At 37.6% G+C, this 19,017-nt stretch carries 16 protein-coding genes and 1 riboswitch; of the genes, 4 read left to right on the forward strand and 12 right to left on the reverse strand.

Going from position 1 to position 19,017, the window contains the following annotated elements; all coding sequences use genetic code 11:
• The first annotated feature begins 3 nt into the window (after nt 1-3).
• Both C9J35_RS02135 and C9J35_RS02140 read left to right on the forward strand, forming a co-directional pair.
• Nucleotides 4-636 carry a response regulator transcription factor gene (locus C9J35_RS02135; RefSeq protein ID WP_107923229.1) on the forward strand — a complete coding sequence of 211 codons (633 nt, stop codon included), beginning with the start codon at nt 4-6 and terminating at the stop codon, nt 634-636.
• A 48-nt stretch (nt 637-684) separates the two neighbouring features.
• On the forward strand, nt 685-1,626 hold the full coding sequence (locus C9J35_RS02140; protein ID WP_054767074.1) for a polyprenyl synthetase family protein: 942 nt from the start codon (nt 685-687) through the stop codon (nt 1,624-1,626).
• A gap of 78 nt (nt 1,627-1,704) precedes the next feature.
• Here C9J35_RS02140 and C9J35_RS02145 read toward each other — a convergent pair whose 3' ends face one another.
• The 8 genes from C9J35_RS02145 to C9J35_RS02180 form a co-directional block, all read right to left on the reverse strand.
• The gene (locus C9J35_RS02145) at nt 1,705-2,400 is read right to left on the reverse strand and encodes a transglutaminase-like domain-containing protein (RefSeq protein WP_107923230.1); all 696 of its coding nucleotides are present in this window, start codon (nt 2,398-2,400) and stop codon (nt 1,705-1,707) included.
• Nucleotides 2,401-2,637: 237 nt separating this feature from the next.
• On the reverse strand, nt 2,638-4,359 hold the full coding sequence (locus C9J35_RS02150) for an MFS transporter (RefSeq protein ID WP_167395906.1): 1,722 nt from the start codon (nt 4,357-4,359) through the stop codon (nt 2,638-2,640).
• A gap of 41 nt (nt 4,360-4,400) precedes the next feature.
• Entirely contained in the window at nt 4,401-5,561 is a 1,161-nt protein-coding gene (locus tag C9J35_RS02155; RefSeq protein ID WP_107923232.1) for an acyl-CoA dehydrogenase family protein, read from the reverse strand.
• Nucleotides 5,558-6,433, reverse strand: a complete 876-nt coding sequence (locus C9J35_RS02160) for a hypothetical protein (protein ID WP_107923233.1) — start codon at nt 6,431-6,433, stop codon at nt 5,558-5,560. Before C9J35_RS02160 ends, C9J35_RS02155 begins: the two co-directional genes overlap by 4 nt.
• 11 nt (nt 6,434-6,444) lie before the next feature.
• Nucleotides 6,445-7,401, reverse strand: coding sequence for a peptidase U32 family protein (locus C9J35_RS02165; RefSeq protein ID WP_107923234.1), 957 nt, complete (start codon nt 7,399-7,401; stop codon nt 6,445-6,447).
• A gap of 14 nt (nt 7,402-7,415) precedes the next feature.
• On the reverse strand, nt 7,416-8,585 hold the full coding sequence (locus C9J35_RS02170; RefSeq protein ID WP_107923235.1) for a cysteine desulfurase family protein: 1,170 nt from the start codon (nt 8,583-8,585) through the stop codon (nt 7,416-7,418).
• 10 nt (nt 8,586-8,595) lie between these two features.
• Entirely contained in the window at nt 8,596-8,949 is a 354-nt protein-coding gene (locus tag C9J35_RS02175) for an iron-sulfur cluster assembly scaffold protein (protein WP_107923236.1), read from the reverse strand.
• 13 nt (nt 8,950-8,962) lie between these two features.
• Entirely contained in the window at nt 8,963-10,141 is a 1,179-nt protein-coding gene (locus tag C9J35_RS02180; RefSeq protein ID WP_235616171.1) for a LuxE/PaaK family acyltransferase, read from the reverse strand.
• A 373-nt stretch (nt 10,142-10,514) separates the two neighbouring features.
• Here C9J35_RS02180 and C9J35_RS02185 point away from each other — a divergent pair, with 373 nt between their 5' ends.
• Both C9J35_RS02185 and thiW read left to right on the forward strand, forming a co-directional pair.
• Nucleotides 10,515-11,711 (forward strand): MFS transporter, encoded by a 1,197-nt coding sequence (locus C9J35_RS02185; RefSeq protein ID WP_107923237.1) that lies wholly within the window; start codon nt 10,515-10,517, stop codon nt 11,709-11,711.
• Nucleotides 11,712-11,856: 145 nt separating this feature from the next.
• Nucleotides 11,857-11,960: riboswitch (TPP riboswitch) on the forward strand.
• A 266-nt stretch (nt 11,961-12,226) separates the two neighbouring features.
• The gene (gene thiW / locus C9J35_RS02190; RefSeq protein WP_107923238.1) at nt 12,227-12,715 is read left to right on the forward strand and encodes an energy coupling factor transporter S component ThiW; all 489 of its coding nucleotides are present in this window, start codon (nt 12,227-12,229) and stop codon (nt 12,713-12,715) included.
• Between the two features lie 96 nt (nt 12,716-12,811).
• Here thiW and C9J35_RS02195 read toward each other — a convergent pair whose 3' ends face one another.
• The 4 genes from C9J35_RS02195 to C9J35_RS02210 are packed head-to-tail and all read right to left on the reverse strand — an operon-like array spanning nt 12,812 to nt 19,017.
• On the reverse strand, nt 12,812-15,409 hold the full coding sequence (locus tag C9J35_RS02195; protein WP_107923239.1) for a VWA domain-containing protein: 2,598 nt from the start codon (nt 15,407-15,409) through the stop codon (nt 12,812-12,814).
• Nucleotides 15,393-17,138, reverse strand: coding sequence for a vWA domain-containing protein (locus C9J35_RS02200; protein WP_107923240.1), 1,746 nt, complete (start codon nt 17,136-17,138; stop codon nt 15,393-15,395). Before C9J35_RS02200 ends, C9J35_RS02195 begins: the two co-directional genes overlap by 17 nt.
• A gap of 11 nt (nt 17,139-17,149) precedes the next feature.
• The gene (locus C9J35_RS02205; RefSeq protein ID WP_107923241.1) at nt 17,150-18,025 is read right to left on the reverse strand and encodes a DUF58 domain-containing protein; all 876 of its coding nucleotides are present in this window, start codon (nt 18,023-18,025) and stop codon (nt 17,150-17,152) included.
• Nucleotides 18,022-19,017, reverse strand: a complete 996-nt coding sequence (locus C9J35_RS02210; RefSeq protein ID WP_107923242.1) for an AAA family ATPase — start codon at nt 19,015-19,017, stop codon at nt 18,022-18,024. Before C9J35_RS02210 ends, C9J35_RS02205 begins: the two co-directional genes overlap by 4 nt.

Here is a 19,017-nt window from a genome sequence, read left to right on the forward strand (position 1 = left end):
GTAATGATACAAATATTAATTGTGGATGACCATCCAATGGTTGGTCTCGGTACCAAAAATATACTGGAGGAAGTAACAAATTTTGATATTACCTATCTATTAGATAGTCAACAGGTTATACAAGCCATTAAAAAAAAATCTTTTGATATTTACTTACTAGATATTAATATGCCCAACTGTTCGGGAATTGAATTATCCAAAAAAATCTTAAATACTCATGCGGATGCTAAAATCATTTTCTATACAGGTTTTGATTACTCTTTTCAATTTAATACGTTAATTGAATTAGGTATTTATGGCATCATAAGTAAATCAGCTTCCTATCAAGTTTTAGTTTTGAATATACAAGCTGTGCTGAACGGTTATGTGTTAGTCCCAAGAGAAATGCTAATCAGGTCAACCCCTTCAAACTTTTCACAAGGTTTATTCAGTGCTGATCATCGTCAAGTGTTTTCCCAAAAAGAGCTAGATATATTGGAGAGTTTAGCAAAAGGTTCCAGCAATAAAGAAATTGCAGATGAGCTTTTTATGAGTATTCGTGCAGTTGAATATAACCTAACAAAAATCTATAAAAAGTTGTGTGTCACTTCTCGTTCCGAGGCAGTCGCAAAAGTATTAAACAATAGTCAAATATAATTTTCACTACTGAGATTACGAGTTTTTGGTATATGGAGGAATTTATAAATGGAGACACGCAACAACAGTCAATTACATGAAGAATTAATATCCATAGCAAATCAACTAATTGAGACTGCTTTTACAGAGCAACACTTGCACAACCTTGCCCAAAGTTATGTACGGTTTAAATTTCATCAAAGTATAAACTTTGCCTTACTAACTGAGCTTCATTATTCCATCTTTAGAGAGCAGCAGACCCTCAAGGAACAAAGAGAGCTGCAAGTCGTGATGGAGTTAATTATTTTAGCGGCCGATATTTTAGATGATATTCAAGACAAAGATGCATCTATTTATCCTTGGTCAGAGGTCAACTTTGAAGAAAATTCAAATATCATTATTGGTTTATTACTCACAGCATTCAATAAAATTACTTTATTAGACTGTTGTTTCGAGGTCAGAAATTTCATGAGCCAGCAAATTCATTGCTTATTGCTGCAATCCATTAATGGACAGCAAAGAGATATTAACAATCGAATCACGACTGAAACCGAATATTTAGAAATGGCTAGCTTGAAATCAGGTTCCCTCACGCAATTGGCCTGTGTACTAGGGGCTGGCAATGTCTCAGAAAAAACTTTAAATATTATTAAAACCTATTCAAACTATATAGGCATCATTGCTCAAATCCGCAATGATGTGCATGATTTGTTAACAGAGCACCAAATAAGTGATTTACATATAAAAAAGATTACTTTACCAGTCCTTTACTATCTTTGCATAGATGATGACGATTTTCTCCCTATAAAACATTACTATAATAGTGAGCAAATCTTTATGCATTTAACAGATTCAGAAAAGGATCATTTTATGAAAGTCATACGACAGGGCGGGGCTATTCAATATTGTCATGCAGTAGAAAAAATTTACTACCGTAAATTTATAAATTGCATTGAAGGTTTACCTATCTCGAACATAGCACGCGAGCAACTATTAACTCTAAAATTTTAATATCATATAGTGTAGAAACTGGAGTCTACATGCATTTAATCCTAAGCAAGTAGACTCATTTTTTATCCTTATTTAAGACTACTGATTTCTCAATATATCCAATTTTCGGTTAATTTTTTTCCTTTTTCTATTAAACATTATCCGCTTTAGTTTACTCCCCGTATTGTTATACTTTACAAATAATTCATCCGGGTTATTAAAAATCCCTAAATCATCTGTTATTGAAAAGCTCTGTACATATACACTTTCACCAGTCCAACATAGATTTATGTTATCCTTATCTTTCACAGAAATTCCATATCCGATAAAACCATCATTAAAACTGCAAAGTCTATTTTTTACTTGCTTTAAATAAGAGTCATCAATAATTACACCTTCAAGGGCAATCCATTCATCATTTACATTCACTTCCGTCCAAGCGTGTACAATTTTATTGGGCGCTAATAGGTATGTGATACCCGTTAAAGCACCCTTTTGCATTTTTTTATCAATAAAAAAACCATGAATCCTGCAAGGAACGCCAACAGCTCTTAGTAAAGCCATTAAAAGTGTACTTTTTGTATTACATTGCCCATAGCCGTCTTGCAATACTTCCGAAGCAGGTATATCATCCCCTCGGTTATACCCGAACTTAATTTCATTTCTGACAAAATCATAAATCTGCTTGATTCTATCTTCATAATTTAAGTTATCCCAGCCTTTTTGTCTTATTAGGTGCTGAAACATTTCATCGTTAAAGTTTAACATTGCTGTCGGCTCCAAATATTTTTCCATCTTTTCTCACCCTTTTCAGTTATCCTTCACAACGATTCCTTTTAACTTTTTCTATATATTTACTATTATAACTAATATCATCTGTATAAAATATGGTATCTTACTACTCATATTTCCTCTTACTCACTTTGAATTATGTATGGAAGTTAATTGAAACATTGTGCATGGAATAATGACTATCTACACTGCGAAAATGCAATTTTAATCGGTAGGGATTTACTTATCCCTACCGATATCTTAAAGAATTTCTTCGACTTGTTTCTTCCTTAAAAAAATTAATGATAAACTAAAAAGACAGGTTAAAAGTAATCCACACCAAAATGCTTTCGTCATCGCCTCAACAATAAAACTTTGTGCATCACTGCGGATAGTATTTTGAATATTATTAACTTCCTTCTCTATATTTTCTATTTCTACATTTACCATCGCAGTTACTTTCTTTTCGATGTTTGGAGTAGCATTAACTTCTACTACTTGAGGCATTTCCTTTAACGTTTCCTCCAATTTCTTCGCAACAAATTGATCTTGCATTTCCTGTGGAATTTCAAAACTCTCTTGTTCTCCTTCACCTTCGAATAGCGTATCCTTTTTTCCTTGTAGATTCTCAATTGCAATGGCTTTTACAGCTTCAGGCATATTACCATTTTCAAAACGTGCCACCCCATCTGCAACAACATCATCCGCATATTGATTTAAAAAACTTAATGTAATTGATACAAATAAAGATACACCAAGAGCGCCTCCAAGATTTCGTGCAGTGGCAAAAATACCAGACCCTAAGGATACATGCTTTTCTGAAACGGAAACCGTACAAACAGTTACACTTGTCACCATGATGATGCCTAACCCTGTTCCGAGAAGGGACATCATGGTAATAAGCATTGAAAATTCTGTATCTGGTGTTAATTTTAATAAGAACACAAAACCTATCACTGTAAATACATAACCAAAGAACATTGGAATTTGATAGCCAATTTTATCAATTAATCGTCCAACAATTGGTGCAACTACTAACATGACAGCCGATAAAGGTGTTATTAAAAACGAAGCGTGTAATGTAGAAATCTCCTTCACCTGTGTAAGATAAATTGGCAATAAAATTAACGTTCCCATTAACAAAATGCCGCCTAAAAAGTTTGAAAGAATACCACCTAAATAATGTTGATTTTTAAATATTGTAAAATCAACTAAAGGTATATTTGTCCGTTTTTCTATAAAAATAAATAATAGAGTGGCAATTAAACTAATAGTGAAATACATATAGATTGTTGTAGAAGTCCAGCCTAGTTTTTCACCCTGTAATATGGCAAATGTTAAAAAATAAAGCGCCATACTTACGACGATCACGCCTAGTACATCCAATTTAAAGGGTGATTTAACGTCTTTACTTCCTTTAAATGCTACTATAATGAATGGGAAAGCGATCATGATAACTGGCACATTTATATAAAAAATCCAACGCCAATTAATAAATTCAGTTACAACTCCCCCAAGACTTGGGCCAATGGCTACTGCAAGCGCACCAACGGCTCCCCAGATGCCCATTGCCAGCCCTAATTTTTCAGGTGGCTCAGCAGTTCTTACGAGCATCATACTAGTAGGTATAATCATAGCTCCACCAATTCCCTGTAAAACACGAGCAGCTATTAACACTTCTACCGTTGGCGCCATACCACACAATAGGGAGCTAATCGCAAATACAATAACCCCAATTAAAAAAATTCTAATTCTCCCAAAGAAATCTGCTATTTTTCCTAAAGTAATTAACAAAATCGCAAGCGTCAGTACAAAGGAATTGATTATCCAAGAAGCTAAATTCAAATTAATGTGATAATCATTCATTATGTTAGGGAGTGAAATATTGACCACTGTACTATCTAAAAATACTAAAAACAAACCTAAACTAACCGCTAGTACTTGCTTCATACCTCCATATTTAGGCGCTGTTTGATTTGTCATTTTCAACCCTCTTTCATCCATTACATGAAATATTGACTCAACTACAACTGGGTAGGCACATCCAATACAATCTTTCCGATTAATTCTTTTAACACATCTGGCGTTGGTCCCATGACTGTTCCCGCCATACTGTCTCGGATATACCTCTCTATTGGTGTATTTGCTGAATAAGCATGACCTCCGCAAACTTTTAAGCCTATTTCTGCAACTCTTAGTACTGTTTGACAAGCCATTACTTTGACCTCTAGTGTGCTAACCATATCTATTTCTTTATTTTCCATCCGTTGCACAAAGGCATTTAAAGCTGTTTCCGCTTGGTCACATAGTACCTTCATTTCTCCAACCATTTGTTGAATACTTTGAAAGTCCGAAAGATTCGTATTAATATGTGTATAAAATCGTTTCTTGACGTAGTTTACGGACTCTTTATAAATTGCCTTTGCAATCCCAATATTTACTGCTGAAATACCAATTTGCCCCATCGGAAGCAATGCTTCACGCGTAATTTTAAAGCCTTCTCCTTCTTCTCCAATAAGCATCTCTGGATTTAAATAGGCATCTATATTTAACGGGGCACTTTGATTACCTCTCAGGCCCATGCCTTCCCATGTACCACCTACTTCAATTCCATCATAATTACTCGAAACTGCGAAAAAGTTACTTTGCATAGAATTTTTAGCAAATGTTGCTTTTGAGTTTATGACATATAAATCTGCCTCGCCTGCGCTTGTCACCATAATTTTATTAGTTTTTAAGCGAAGTCCATTGTCAGTGTTACGTACTTGGCTTACAGGTAAAAAGAAATAGCAGCCCGAACCCGCTTCACTAAGTGCAATGGTTGTAAGACAATTCCCTTGTGCAATTTTACTTAAAATATTTTTTATATAGTCACTATCTTTTCCATATAATAAGATAGAAACGGCCGACATATGTTGCACATAGACAAGTGCAGTTGAAGCACAAGCTTGAGCTAACCTAATAACTGTTTCTTTATATAAAAATAGAGGAGCCTCTAAGCCGCCCAATTGCTGTGGAATTAGTAAGCCCAATAAGCCATTTCGTCCGATTTCGTTTATATTTTCTCTCGGGAATGCTCTTTCTCTATCAATATGAGCCGCGTTAGGTGCAACGAAATCCACTATAATATCATCCAATTTTGTTAAAATATCTTGCGTCAAGCTCTTCTCCTGAATATTACTCATTTTATTGCCTCCTCTTTAAGAAGTATTGGTGAAAATCTTGCATCATCGCACAATGAATCCACTTCAAATGCTATACTTTCGTTGTGCCGGTTACTATCCTGGACAACAATATTTCCATATATCAGTAAGTTCCCCATCTTCTCTCTACTTTCTTTGGAAATCTTTACTGTTACATCCTCAAATCGATTCCATCGTTCTCTCGGCTCGATCATAATGCCGTTATTACATAAATGCTGGCAATTTCCTACTGGTTCATTATAAAGTCTTAATGTATGGCAGGACCTCGAAGTAGATACCATTGGGTAATGTAAAAAGCCATTTACTTTTATCCCTTCATCTCTGAGCATGTTTACTGAATGCTCCATGTAAGCATGAATATCTGCATCTATTTCTGTCACACCATATTCTTTTAAAAGTTTTATCATTGCAGGATTACCAAAATTCAATTGCAAGTAATTCTCTTTAATTGTCTGATCTTCGTACTGTAAAATATCTTCATACCACGGGCAGTTTCCATAACTAAAAGCCAATTGTCTGCCTACCGATAAGGACACTGTTGAGGGTAGTTGCTGTTGTGCTAAAAAACGCATAGTTCCCCAATCATTCACGATGAAATTTATTTCATAATGAAAAAAACGCTGCATTTTAGTAAAAAATCCGTTCATAGCTGCTTCAAATAAAATAGGCATTTCGACTTTCACCTTTTTGTCTCGTTCCAATAAATAATGGATATGTTGCTCTTCAATGCCATTCATTTTATAGTGGCATCCTGAATGTCCTAAAGAAACAGTTTGATAATTCCCTAAAATTTCTTCGGTTAATTCATATAAATGTTCGTGGTGAATCCGTAGTTCTTTTAATGGCGTTTTCAAATAAGCACCACCTAAATGTATGTTTTTGTAATAGCAGTTGATTTGTAAGTACATCGGCATTTTTCACAAAAGCGTGGCACCCATTTCATAATCCACATTAACTGCTCCTGCTCCATGACTTTCATTTTTTGTTCTATAGAGAATCCAGAAACCCCCATCTCTTTCCATTCATTAAACATACTGACCACCATGGCTAATGTAACAGGATTAGGTGCTTCCCTTCCGATAAATTTGATAGCTGTCACCCCAGCAGAGACTAAATCTTCTAAATTACACAAACTACAATCCGTTGCACTATCTAAAATATGATGCTGTTTTAGTTGATTGTTTAATGGAGACAGTATTCGATAGAGTGTTCTTACACCTTCTCCTATTTCACCATTATTTGGGCTTTCCCATAAACGACAACAATTAGCTATGCTTCCTGTTCCAAAATTGCCTGTAATCATCAGTTCAACATCTAAATCACGAAGTGACTGAATTTCTTCTAATGTCATGGACTGTGAAACGGTTATTCGGCTTACGCCTAATTCTGTTAACATTTCTGCCCCATATTTATTGACTGGCGCTAATTGCGAACCCGAAATAATTTGAGTATCCCTCTCTACATTGGTTAGAAGATTAAGAGCTTGCATAGAGGAAATTGTGATAGCATCTACACCTTTCTCAAGGGCTCTATAAACATGATGTTGAAAACTTGTCTCTAAGTTGGTTGGAATGAAAGGTGTATTTGCCATGAATATTACTTTCATCTGATGCGTTTTAGCCATGGACATTATGTCGTCTAAATCTTCCCAATCAGAGAAGTGGGCAGGGTAATCAGCTACTGTTTGAAACTTATTATCAAATGACATCTGCTGAAAAAGTGGATTAGAGACGCCAAAATAGATTTCATTTGCACCCGCCTCTATCATTTCTTCCATCATAAATTTTGAGCGCACTGGTGCCAAAATGTTTAATTTATCCATTTTATTCTTCCTTTCTATCCTACAGGGAGAATACTTCTTAGACGGGTGACAGCTTCTTTCAGACTGTCGACAAGGTAATCAACATCTTTGTAGTCTGTATAAAGGCCAAAACTAATACGTATAGAAGATTTAATTCTTTCTTCAGACAGTCCGAGAGCAAGCAATACATGGGAAAGCTCAGCTTTTTCTGCACTACAGGCAGAACCGATAGACACCGCAATGCCATATACTTGACTTAAAAGAACCGACAGCGCTTCTGCTCTAATATTCGTAAAGGATATATTAAATGTATTTTGTAAGACATCCCCTTCTATTTCAGGACTATTCATCTCAATTTGTTCAATGGCATGTTTTATTTTTTCTAAGAAATAGTTTCTTAAGGCAACTGTATTGTTTTTATGTTGCAATAACTCTTCCGTCGCTAAAGCACAAGCTTGACCAAATCCAATGATACCCAATAGGTTTTCAGTACCCCCTCGTAGGCCGTTTTCTTGCCCACCACCATGAAGTAGCTGAACTAACTGTTGGTTTCCTTTTTTTAAGTACAATGCGCCCGTTCCCTTAGGACCATATATTTTGTGCGCCGCTAACGATAGCGCATCTACTTCTAAATCTTGAACATTTATAGGAATTTTCCCAAGTGCCTGCACAGCATCTACATGAAAGAAAATATCTCTATTTATTTGCTTAATGGCTTTTGCCATCTCTTTAATTGGTTGAATGGTACCAATTTCATTATTCGCGTACATGATTGAAATTAATGCGGTATGTTCATGGATAGCATTCACTAAATCTTCTATAGCTATAAATCCATTAGCATCTACAGGTAAATAGGTAATTTCTGCACCTAGTGAGGCTAAATAATGACACAGCTCTAAGGTCGCCGAATGTTCAATTTTAGAGGTGATGATATGAAACGGTCGCTTATCACAGGCAAAGAAAAAGCCTTTTAAAGCCGTATTGATTGACTCTGTACCGCCAGATGTAAATAAGATTTCTGAGCTATCTGCGTTAATTAATGCTGCTACTTGTGATCGTCCCTCCTCTATTTTTTCTTTCGCAAATTGACCAAAAGAATGACTGCTTGAGGGATTACCAAATAACAATAAATTATCTATTAAAATAGAAGCCACTTCCTCACGAAGAGGGGTAGTGGCATTATAGTCAAAATACTTCCCTAACATAAAAAACCTCCTATGCTTCACTAAGTATTTGCTCAAATAAATCATGTAAAATATTTAAACAGTGCATTTGTGGAGGTTCTAGTTCTCCCAGCATACTATCAATTTCATGCGCTAACAGTTGAGCTATTTCAGCTAAGGATTTACCGATAATATAATCTGCAAAAATATCAGCCGTTGCCAACGACGTCGCACAACCGTATGCCTTATATTTTGCATTTACTACCCTTCCATCCGTGACTTTAATTTTCATGAAAATGGTATCTCCACAAACAGAATTACCAATTTTCAATTCTCTATTGGCATCAATCACATCTCCTGAATGCCTAGGTTTGCTGAAATAATCAACGATGATAGAATTGTACATGTTGATACCTCTCTTATACTTCTGTCATTTGACTTTTTTCTTCAGCCGCATCCATATGCTTCTCTAAATTAATAGCACAACAGCCAATCTCTGCCCCTGCTACCCTTGATAAATAAACGACTTTTTGACCGTTTCTTCCACATTCACATGTATTTTCTTTCTTTAAATACACTAAATCCTCTGTTTGAATAAATCCTGGATATGAAAGTGAAGTAGGGTCAAATATTGCTAAGACACCTCTTTTTCCTTGCGGTACTTCTTCAGCTAAATTTTTGGGATTTCTTAAAGAAAAATGAACCCAAGGTGGCACATGCTTCGATTGTTTCTCGCACTCTATGGCTAAAATATTTGATTCAACTAAGCCATACATATCTCTAACATTTTCTTCTGGGATACCTAAGTATTCAGCACATTCTTTATTGTATTGTTCGCGTGGTATTTCCATACCGGAGAATCTTTTCCAACCTCCTAAATTAATAATCATTGTCTTATTATCTAGTTTTAAATGTATATTATTTGTTTTTAGGTAATTTACTAATTTATAAATTAAAAATGGCGGCCCAATAATGTGACGCGTATGAATATTTTGCCATTTTTCCAATGTTTCAATTGCCTCTTTAGGTTTAAAAGAAGCTCTTTTCACAAGACATCTTGTTGCATCAAATAAACCTGAAAGCATATTTAGCACTTTAACCATGCCCATCTCTGGCATTTCTTCAGGGGATGGGAATAAGAACAGTCCAGCTCCTCTAGAAAAGGCAAACATTTCTCTATACATCGCATATATACTAAAGACACAATTGTTTAATGTTTCAGCATCTCTTCTAGATATACTTGGTATGCCACTTGTACCAGTACTGCGCATTTCAAATTCAATATTTTCTAAAGAGGTTGATAAAAGTAAATGTGAGTCAGGTCTTTTAAAGCTCGTTACCGGAATTAATGGTATTTTGTGTAAATCATCCAAACTTTGAATATCAGCTGGTGTAACCCCACTATCTTCACAAAGCATTCGATAAAACTTATTGTTTTCGTAATGATGTTGAAAATTTTGAGCAATTAAATATCCTTTTAGTTCATTGACCTTTGCTTCATCCCAATGAAATAATTGTTGTGTTGCCCCAATCGCTGTAGTTACGGGGTTAAATCCTAATTCTTTTAAATTTTCCATAGCCGTTTGCATAGATACCATCGTACATTTTCTCCCCTTTTTATTATCTTTTAATAGAAGCTATAAAGACTGCTAATGGTTGACTATTAGCAAAAAGTCAACTACGATAATTTACTATTATTACAAAAAATTGAAATAATTATCGATATAAGAAGATTAACATAACTATCAACGTTGTAACCCCTAATCCAATACCAATAAAAAAGTAAATCCCGCAAAAATATGCGGGATTTCCTCATCGAACAACAGTAGAAAAAACACAGTCGAAACTATTATTTGCAAAATAAAACGTCAACTTTTAATTGATGTGCTTCTCATACTTTAATCCAATAGCCAAGCCTCATTTCTTTATGATAGACTGTAGTATATTTGATTAGAAAAAGGGGGGCTATGGATGACCCAGCAGAAGTCGAATAAGGCGGCTTTGTATATTTTAATGTTTAATATGTTTATCGCAATGGGGAGTATTGGTATTATTATTCCTGTTATGCCTGAGTATTTGAAAATATTTGGGGCTGCAGGACAAGTTCTTGGCATGCTTATCGCAACGTTCGCCTTGGCACAATTTGTATTTTCTCCAATTGCTGGGAATCTCTCCGACCAGTATGGTCGAAAAAATCTCATTATTTTTGGCCTCATCGTAACTGGTCTTGCACAAATTTCATTTGGGCTTTCAACGGATGTTTGGATGCTCTTCCTCGCACGTTTTTTTGGAGGTTTAGGTTCTGCCTTCATCGCACCTCCTATTATGGCATTTGTAGCTGATGTGACAACATATGAGGAACGAGGCAAGGGAATGGGTATGTTAGGGGCAGCAATGTCTCTTGGCTTTATGATTGGTCCGGGTATAGGTGGCTTTTTATCGAAGGTTAGTCTGCACTTCCCGTTCTATACAGCTGGATCTGCAGCGATTTTAGCAGCTATTCTATCATTCTTTCTTTTACCTTCTTCAAAACCAAGCACATCCCAAAAGGCGCAAAAACAAGACAATCTTGCGAAGCAGATGGTACGCTCTGTCCAAATGCCTTACTTTGTAATGCTCATCATTATGCTTGTGTTCTCGTTCGGAATTGCTAATTTCCAAACGACTTTATCATTATTTGTTACAAACAAATTTAACTACACACCTACTGATATTGCCATTTTATTGGTTGTTGGTGGTGCGTTTGGTGTTGTTGTACAAATGTTTATAATTACACCTCTTTTTAATCGTTATGGTGAAATGAAAGTTGTGTTAGTCAATTTATTTATTGCAGCCGTTTCTATTTACTTAATATTATTTGTCTCTGGCTTTGCACTTATTTTAATAGTAGCTACAATTTTCTCCACTGCGACGACATTGATTCGACCAGCAGTCAATACGCTAATTTCTAAACTCGCTGAAAATGAGCAAGGTTTTGCCGCTGGTCTTAATAATGCATATATGAGTTTAGGTAATATGATTGGCCCTGCTTTAGCAGGTATCTTATTCGATTGGAATATGAACAGCCCATATATTTTTGGGGCAATTATATTAATGGCCTGCTTCTTCCTTGCCCTCATCTGGACATTGAAAAAAGCGCCACATCTTATGCACCCTGATTCGAAATAGTCTGAAAAATATTGACTATTTTTAGTAGTATGTTACATTATTAGGTGAAAAGCGCATACGCGCAAGAACAACATCAAGCATATCACTGAGAGAAGTCATGGATAGCAAAGTATATACTTTCTTACCTATAAAAATTAAATCGTTTCAAAACCACTAGGGGAGTCTTTCTGACTGAGACGTGTATGTAACCACGGACCCTTCGAACCTGATCTAGTTCACACTAGCGTAGGGAAGTGGCGACACTTGCTTTTTTAATATGTAAATGCAAGGCCGCTTCTTTTCGTTGTGAGGAAGCGGTTTTTTTGTGTTCATTTTCGACAGATTGTGCTTGAAGTGATGTTAAGTAAGCTTTCAGCGATATTTTGCATGCTATCCGTGATTTCGTGTGAGTTATCAGAGATTTTCTCATGCTATCAGCGTTTTCGTGTGAGTTATCAGCGATTTTCTACATGCTATCAGCTATACCAGGTTCTATTTGTGGTTAGAGAGCTATCTACCAAAAAGGGGTGAAAAAGGTGTCAATTCGAAAATTAACTATTATGGCTTTATTTGTCGCCATTGCTGTAGCTGGCTCTACTTTTGTCTCAATTCCAACAGGGATTGCACGTGCCTATCCTATACAACATGCCGTTAATGTTATTGGAGCCATTTTTCTTGGCCCAGTACCTACTGTTATAGTAGCCTTTGTCACAGCTATTATTCGAGTTGTTACAGGAACAGGCTCTCTATTAGCGATTCCAGGCAGTGTCATCGGGGCTTTGTGTGCAGCTCTCGCCTATAAATATAGTTCTAAGGCTTGGCTCGCAGGTGTTGGTGAAATGTTTGGGACAGGTATCATCGCATCCCTTATAGCAGTGCCTTATGCACATCTTTTAATGGGTACCTCTGTTGCTGCATTATTTTTTATGCCTGCTTTTTTAACATCAAGCATTATTGGAGCAATTCTGGGAATTATCGTTGCCAGCAATCTGCGGAAAACCGTACTTATCAAAAGCTTTATATGACCACGTTATTAGCGAATAGAACTTTATTGATTTCGAATAACACAAAAACGCAGTGCAAAATTTTGCACTGCGTTTTAAATTTAAAGTATTCAATTATTATTGACGTTTCTTCATGCCCTTTAATAGCTGTGCTACATTTGTATCCTCAGCCTGTACTGGTGTATCATTTGCAATTTGCTGTGTTTGCTTCGCCTTTGTTAAGAAACTCCAGCCAAAACGTCGGATTGTAATATCTATGAAGAATAGTAACATCCCTGCTAATAGCAGCCAGGTTGCAATATTTTGGCGCTCTGCCCCTTTTTGCGTGAAATCACGGAACACTTCCTGTGGTTCTTCTAACACACTACCACCTGTTTGCTTTGTAAGGTCTTCCACTAATTTTTCATTTACTGGACGTAATTCATACTCGGCACTATACGGAACACTTAGACCAGCCTGATAAATTGCCTGTTCTTCATCGGCAATACGGAAAAAGATAAGACCTGGTTGTGCTTGTACAGTCGCCCGAACTTGCGAGGCAGATAATGTTTCGAGCTGCATTTCTAGCTCTTCTCCTGCCTCATTGACAGCGACGATATCTAAAAATGCCGCTTCATTTGTCGGGTCAGTAATAACAAAAGTGCCATCCGTATCTAAACGTACGTCATAGGCTACATCATTATAACTTGGTAGCATTTGCGAAATCATCGTTTGCCAAAATGTGCCCCATTCCTGCCATCTTGCCCAGTCTCCTGTCCATTTCCCTGTGGAATCTGATGTGAAAGCGAATGTTTTGCCTAGTCCATATTGCCACTGTGCTATCACTGGATCTTGCTTCTCGCTTTCTGCGATTACAGAAGCGCCCTGCTTCGGAGTTGTACCTATATACGCATTCATTTGTGGCACGCCATTTGCAAATAATGAATGCCAACCCGAGGCATTATAAATCGTTGGATAGAAAGGATTATCTTCAATATATGTGCGTGAAATCATCGCTGTCTCGCGTGATAATATGGAAGGAATGGTCTGTTCATCAATAACATCATAGAAACGTCCACTCCCCATTTCACTTAAAGACTGAAGTAAATGGCCATCCGCATCTTGTCCAATCGCAACTGTCGATAGTGTAACCCCATTCTCTTTACCAGTTGCAATTAAATCCTCATAATTCCCTGATTGTGATTGTCCGTCAGTTAATAAAATAATATGCTTACGTTGTAATTTTTGATCGGCCAAATTTTCATATGCCTTTGCAAGGGAGCTATATATTTCCGTACCCCCACCAGGAGTCACAGATAATATCGTATCGACTGCTTCTTCTTTATTGCCAAGCGGTCCGGTTTCGATAATTTCCCAAGGGCGATCATCAAAGGCAATAAAGCCAAGTGTATCCTCGTCATGCAACATCTCAACTGAACGTGCTGCCGCTTCCTTAGCAAGTTCTAACTTTGTACCATGCATACTTCCTGAACGATCGAGCACGATGACCAGACCTAAAGATGGTAATTGTTCCTTACCTTTAATCTCCATTTCAACAGGTAACAATGTTTCGATTGGTGTTTTAAAATAGCCACCCAAGCCAAAGCTATTTTCGCCACCGACCATTGTAAAACCGACACCAAAATTTTTCACTGCCTGCTCAATAACGCCCATTTTGGCCTCACCAACCAAATGCCCTGGAACATTATCAAAAATTATTGCATTGTATTGTAAATAACTTGATAGCTCATTTGGCAAACTGCTTGCATCTACGACATCATAGGAAATTGACTTCGTGCCCAATGCCGCAGCAATTGGTGATGCTGTATCATAACCGTTCACTATCAGTAAGTGAGGCTCACTTTGTACCATCGTGACACTCGTTAATTTATTATTTTCAAATATTGCATCTTGGTCTACTTGAACAAGTGCCTCGTATTTGACCAGTCCTTCGGCAGTTGCCGTATGCTTGTAGGTAAATACATTCAATCCTTCGGCAAGTGCCACTACTTCTCGATGAATAAGCACATCATTTTCGTATAGCAATAATTCGCCCTGACCTGCTGCTGTTGCATTCACTTCAGTGACAAGTTGCTGTTGTTCGCCGACATAAGCAATCTGTGGTGTCACAAAGCTTTTAAGCGATACATCATTGGCAACGGACTGACTGAATGGCACAACGTCTACGCTAATATTGGAGCTTTTTAATTTGGTAGCAAACTCCAATGCATCACCTTGTGTTTCATTCGCGTCCGTTAATAAGATCAACCTTGTAGCTTTTTTCGGATTGACAATACCAGTAGCTAATTGAAGACTTTGCTCAATATTTGTTTGATCCGTTTCTTTTATAGTTGTAAATTTCGGTACTTCCTTTAATGAATTCGATAAAATCGTTTCTGTTTGTAATGTCGAAGAAAAAGAATAAATCCCTGCAAGTTGCTCATCCTTTTTTGACTGCAAACTTTCCTCTATAAAACTAGCCATCTCCTCTTCTGTACCCTTCATGGAAGCGGAGCGATCGACTAAATACAGTACCTGTTCTTCTTTAATTGGTAACAAAATATATGGTGCTGCGAGAGCAAAGACTAAAGTGCTTATTGCCATAACCCGAATACCAAGTACAACGAGATGGCTTTTTTTCAGACGTTGACGTTCACGCCAATAAGTCCATGCAAAATACGCAAATAACGGTAATAATAACAATAAAGCTAGTGGCGTATCAATTCGTAAATCCACGACGTCGTTGCACCTCCCACTCTGACACCAGTAATACTAAAATAATGAGTATGAGCCAAGGCACAAATGAAGTCTTGGATACCTCTTCCTTGCCACTTTCTTGTAATTCTCCAAGTGTATAACTCGTGCCTTTTTCGATCACACGCTCCTGTGCCTGAAGTTGCACGATGAGGCGTTTTTCCTCACCATTAGAGCGTGCTGTGGAAACTCCCGGCTTCATCGGCGCTGTTAATAAACCATTTGTAACCGTCGATAAAAATTCATCATCCTGTGCATAAACACTCCACTCTCCTTGCGCTAAAGCAACTGAGCGCTGTTCATTTGGCGTAAAAATCCCCAGTGAACCAATTGATTCAGCTAATTGTTGTTGGGCACTCCATAAGAATAGTGGGAATGAGGGATGCAATGGCCAATCGGTATCGGCTATATCCGCTAGTATGATAATATCTCCTTCTGTTGAACGCTGAATAAATGGTTTATCTCCAACAGTGGCAATTGTTTTATAGCCATCAAATGCAGGATAAAGTGCACTTACATAAATATCTTTTAAATCACTGAATGCAAATAAAGCGTCATTCGTGGTTTTCACGACACCATTCATTTCAATCTTTTCGCTATCATCACGTCCAAATAATACAATCGGCTTGACCATTTCTTTCAGCAAGGCTGTTTGATTTGTCACCACGGTAGCATCTTGACTGTCTACCATTTGTAAGGGTGGAACAATCTTTACGCCACTGTTTATTGTTTGGAACCCCTTTTGAATAAGTTGATGCATATCTTGATCAACAACTACTTTGGAAGTGGCTGTTTGTAACAATACCGATTGACTATTATCGATGGCATAATCGTCTTGCACATCAATGATCGCAGTCATCGAATCCACCAACGGTAAGTCTTTAAACGTTTTAGTCACTGCTTCGTTTGCTGGTATTGTGACCTTCTCTGTTATAACTTCTTCACCCTTAGCATTTTCTAGCGTAAGAGTCAGATTATGCTCTTTGCCTGTATCATTTTGCAACTGTACAAGTGCCATCGTTGCTTTTCCGTCTGTTGTAGCAGCAAACTTTGTAATGGCTATATTGGTTAAATCCTTCGCTGATCCTTGGACAATCCATTTCACCGAATCCTTTTCCATCGGTAATTGCTTCTTGTCGAGTGTATCTGTAAAGACATAAATCGATGTCGGTGTCTCACCGACAAAAGCTTGCGCCACATCAAGTGCTTTATTCATTTGCGCAGTTTCATATGTCACTTGCAAATCCTGGACAGCTTTCTCAATATCTTTAGCGTTTGTTTCTTGCTGTAAAACGGCATGCGGAGTATTACCTGTCGTAATAAGTGTCACAGGTCTTCCATCAAGCTGATTGACTAACGACAACATTTCCTTTTTATGTGCATCAAATGTTGACTGCTCTTTCCCTGCTAGCATTGTCGCAGATGTATCAACAATGAAAATGGTTTGTGCTCCTGCAATCGTTGACTTTTTTACATATGGATTCATCAGCGCGAGTACTAGTAGAAGAAGTGCTAACAGTTGCAAATAGAGCAATGCATTTTTTTGTAAATGCTTTAAGTATGGGGATACACGTGTCTCCTGCATAATTTCCGACCAGAAGAGTGTTGAAGACACACTTTGATCGGTATATTTTTTTCGAAAGAAATAATATAGTAGGACAATGACCGGGATGATGGCCGTCCAGCTAAAAAGTATTTGACTAAAGCCCAATACGGCTCACCTCACCTAATCCAATGTGCTTTTAATAATTGTTGAAAGACGGCATGCTGAAGTCCATCTTCCACCTTCAGTTGTAATTTTCGAACACCGAAGCGTCGACAAATTGCCTCAAACTCTTCTTCATGTAAACGTCTTCTTGCCTCATACGTATCAAGTACCTTGGATGACATCGTAACATTCACATCACGACCCGTTTCACGATCAAGTAAACGAACATCCCCACTATAATTTGGAGATAATTCTTCCTGTGTAACGATTTGTAGAATGCGCACATCCCCTGCAAAACGTGGCAACCTTTTCAATAGCTGTTCCCATTCTTCGATTGCTTCTAGACCATCTGTCACTATAAATAGCACCGTGCTGTCTTTAGGCATTGCTTTTAATGCTCCCTGTGCAAAGCTACTAGTATATGTCGCATCTTCAATGTCAGTCACTATTTGTAAGAAGGCACGCCGATACATTGCACCTTTTCGACGAAACGGTGGCTTCATGTCTTCTTGAACAACTGAAAATGATAATCGATCATCACGACCAAGCACCATTAAGCCAAGTGACGCAACAATTTGCCGAGCAAAAGTCCATTTTGCTTGCTCACCCATAGATTTGGTGGTGTCTAATAAAATGTGAACACGCATCTCTTGTTCATCTAAAAAACGTTTAATGAAATATTTATCAGTTCTCGCAAAGACGTTCCAATCCACCTGTCTTACATCATCACCTAGGTGATATTCACGAAAATCCGAAAAATCGAGCGATGCCCCGAAACGTTGCGAACGGTGCGAGCCCTTATGTTGCCCACGCAATTTGGAGGCCGTCGCCACTTGGAAGCGACTAATTTTCGCTAGCCAATCTTCGGGCAATAATATTCTCTGAGTCACCCGCTAACACCTTGCTGTACTTTTTCTAAAATAATGTCTATCACATCATCTGCCGTTTTCCCTGAAGCCTCCCCTTCATAGTTCAGCAGCATACGATGACGTAGTACAGGCTTCGCTACGGATTTAATATCCGCAACTGATACATGGAAGCGTCCATTCATCAGTGCTCTTGCTTTTGCTAGTTTTATTAAACTTTGTAAGCCACGAGGACCGCTACCATACATGGCATATTGCTTCACTTCATCTATGGCATCCACTCTTTCAGGATGTGTTGCCACAACAAGATCAGCTGCAAATTCAAGCATTTCATCTGCGACAAGTACTTCTTTCACCATTTGTTGTGCGAGCAGGAGTCCTTCTGTATCCATTATTTTTTGTAGGGTGATTTCCTGTGCTCCAGTTGTTCGTTTCATGATGTCCATCAGTTCACTTTTCTCTGGATACGGAACGAGAATTTTGCAAAGAAAACGGTCCATTTGTGCCTCTGGTAATGGATATGTCCCCTCCATTTCAATTGGATTTTGGGTAGCTAGCACAAAGAATGGTTTTGCCATTTTCTTCGTATCCCCTAAAATTGTTACGGTTTTTTCCCCCATTGCCTCAAGCAGTGCACTTTGTGTTTTCGGTGTAGCACGGTTAATTTCATCTGCTAATACCATTTGGCTAAAAATTGGCCCTGGCTGGAACGTAAATTGTTGTTTACCATCTGCTGTGCGCTCAATCATACTCGTTCCTGTAATATCGGCAGGCATTAAATCTGGCGTAAATTGAATACGCGAGAAGGATAAATCCAACACCTCTGATATTGTGCGAATTAGCATTGTTTTCCCTAAGCCTGGTAGTCCCTCTAACAGCGCATGACCATCTGCAAGAACAGCATACAATGTATAATCAATCGCTTGCTCTTGACCAACTATAAAGCGATGAATTTCTGCTTTGACTTGTTGTAAATTCGTACTCATTTCCATATATTGTTGTTCTGTAAATGCCAT

This window comes from Lysinibacillus parviboronicapiens, assembly GCF_003049575.1.
Taxonomy (GTDB): Bacteria; Bacillota; Bacilli; order Bacillales_A; family Planococcaceae; genus Lysinibacillus; species Lysinibacillus parviboronicapiens.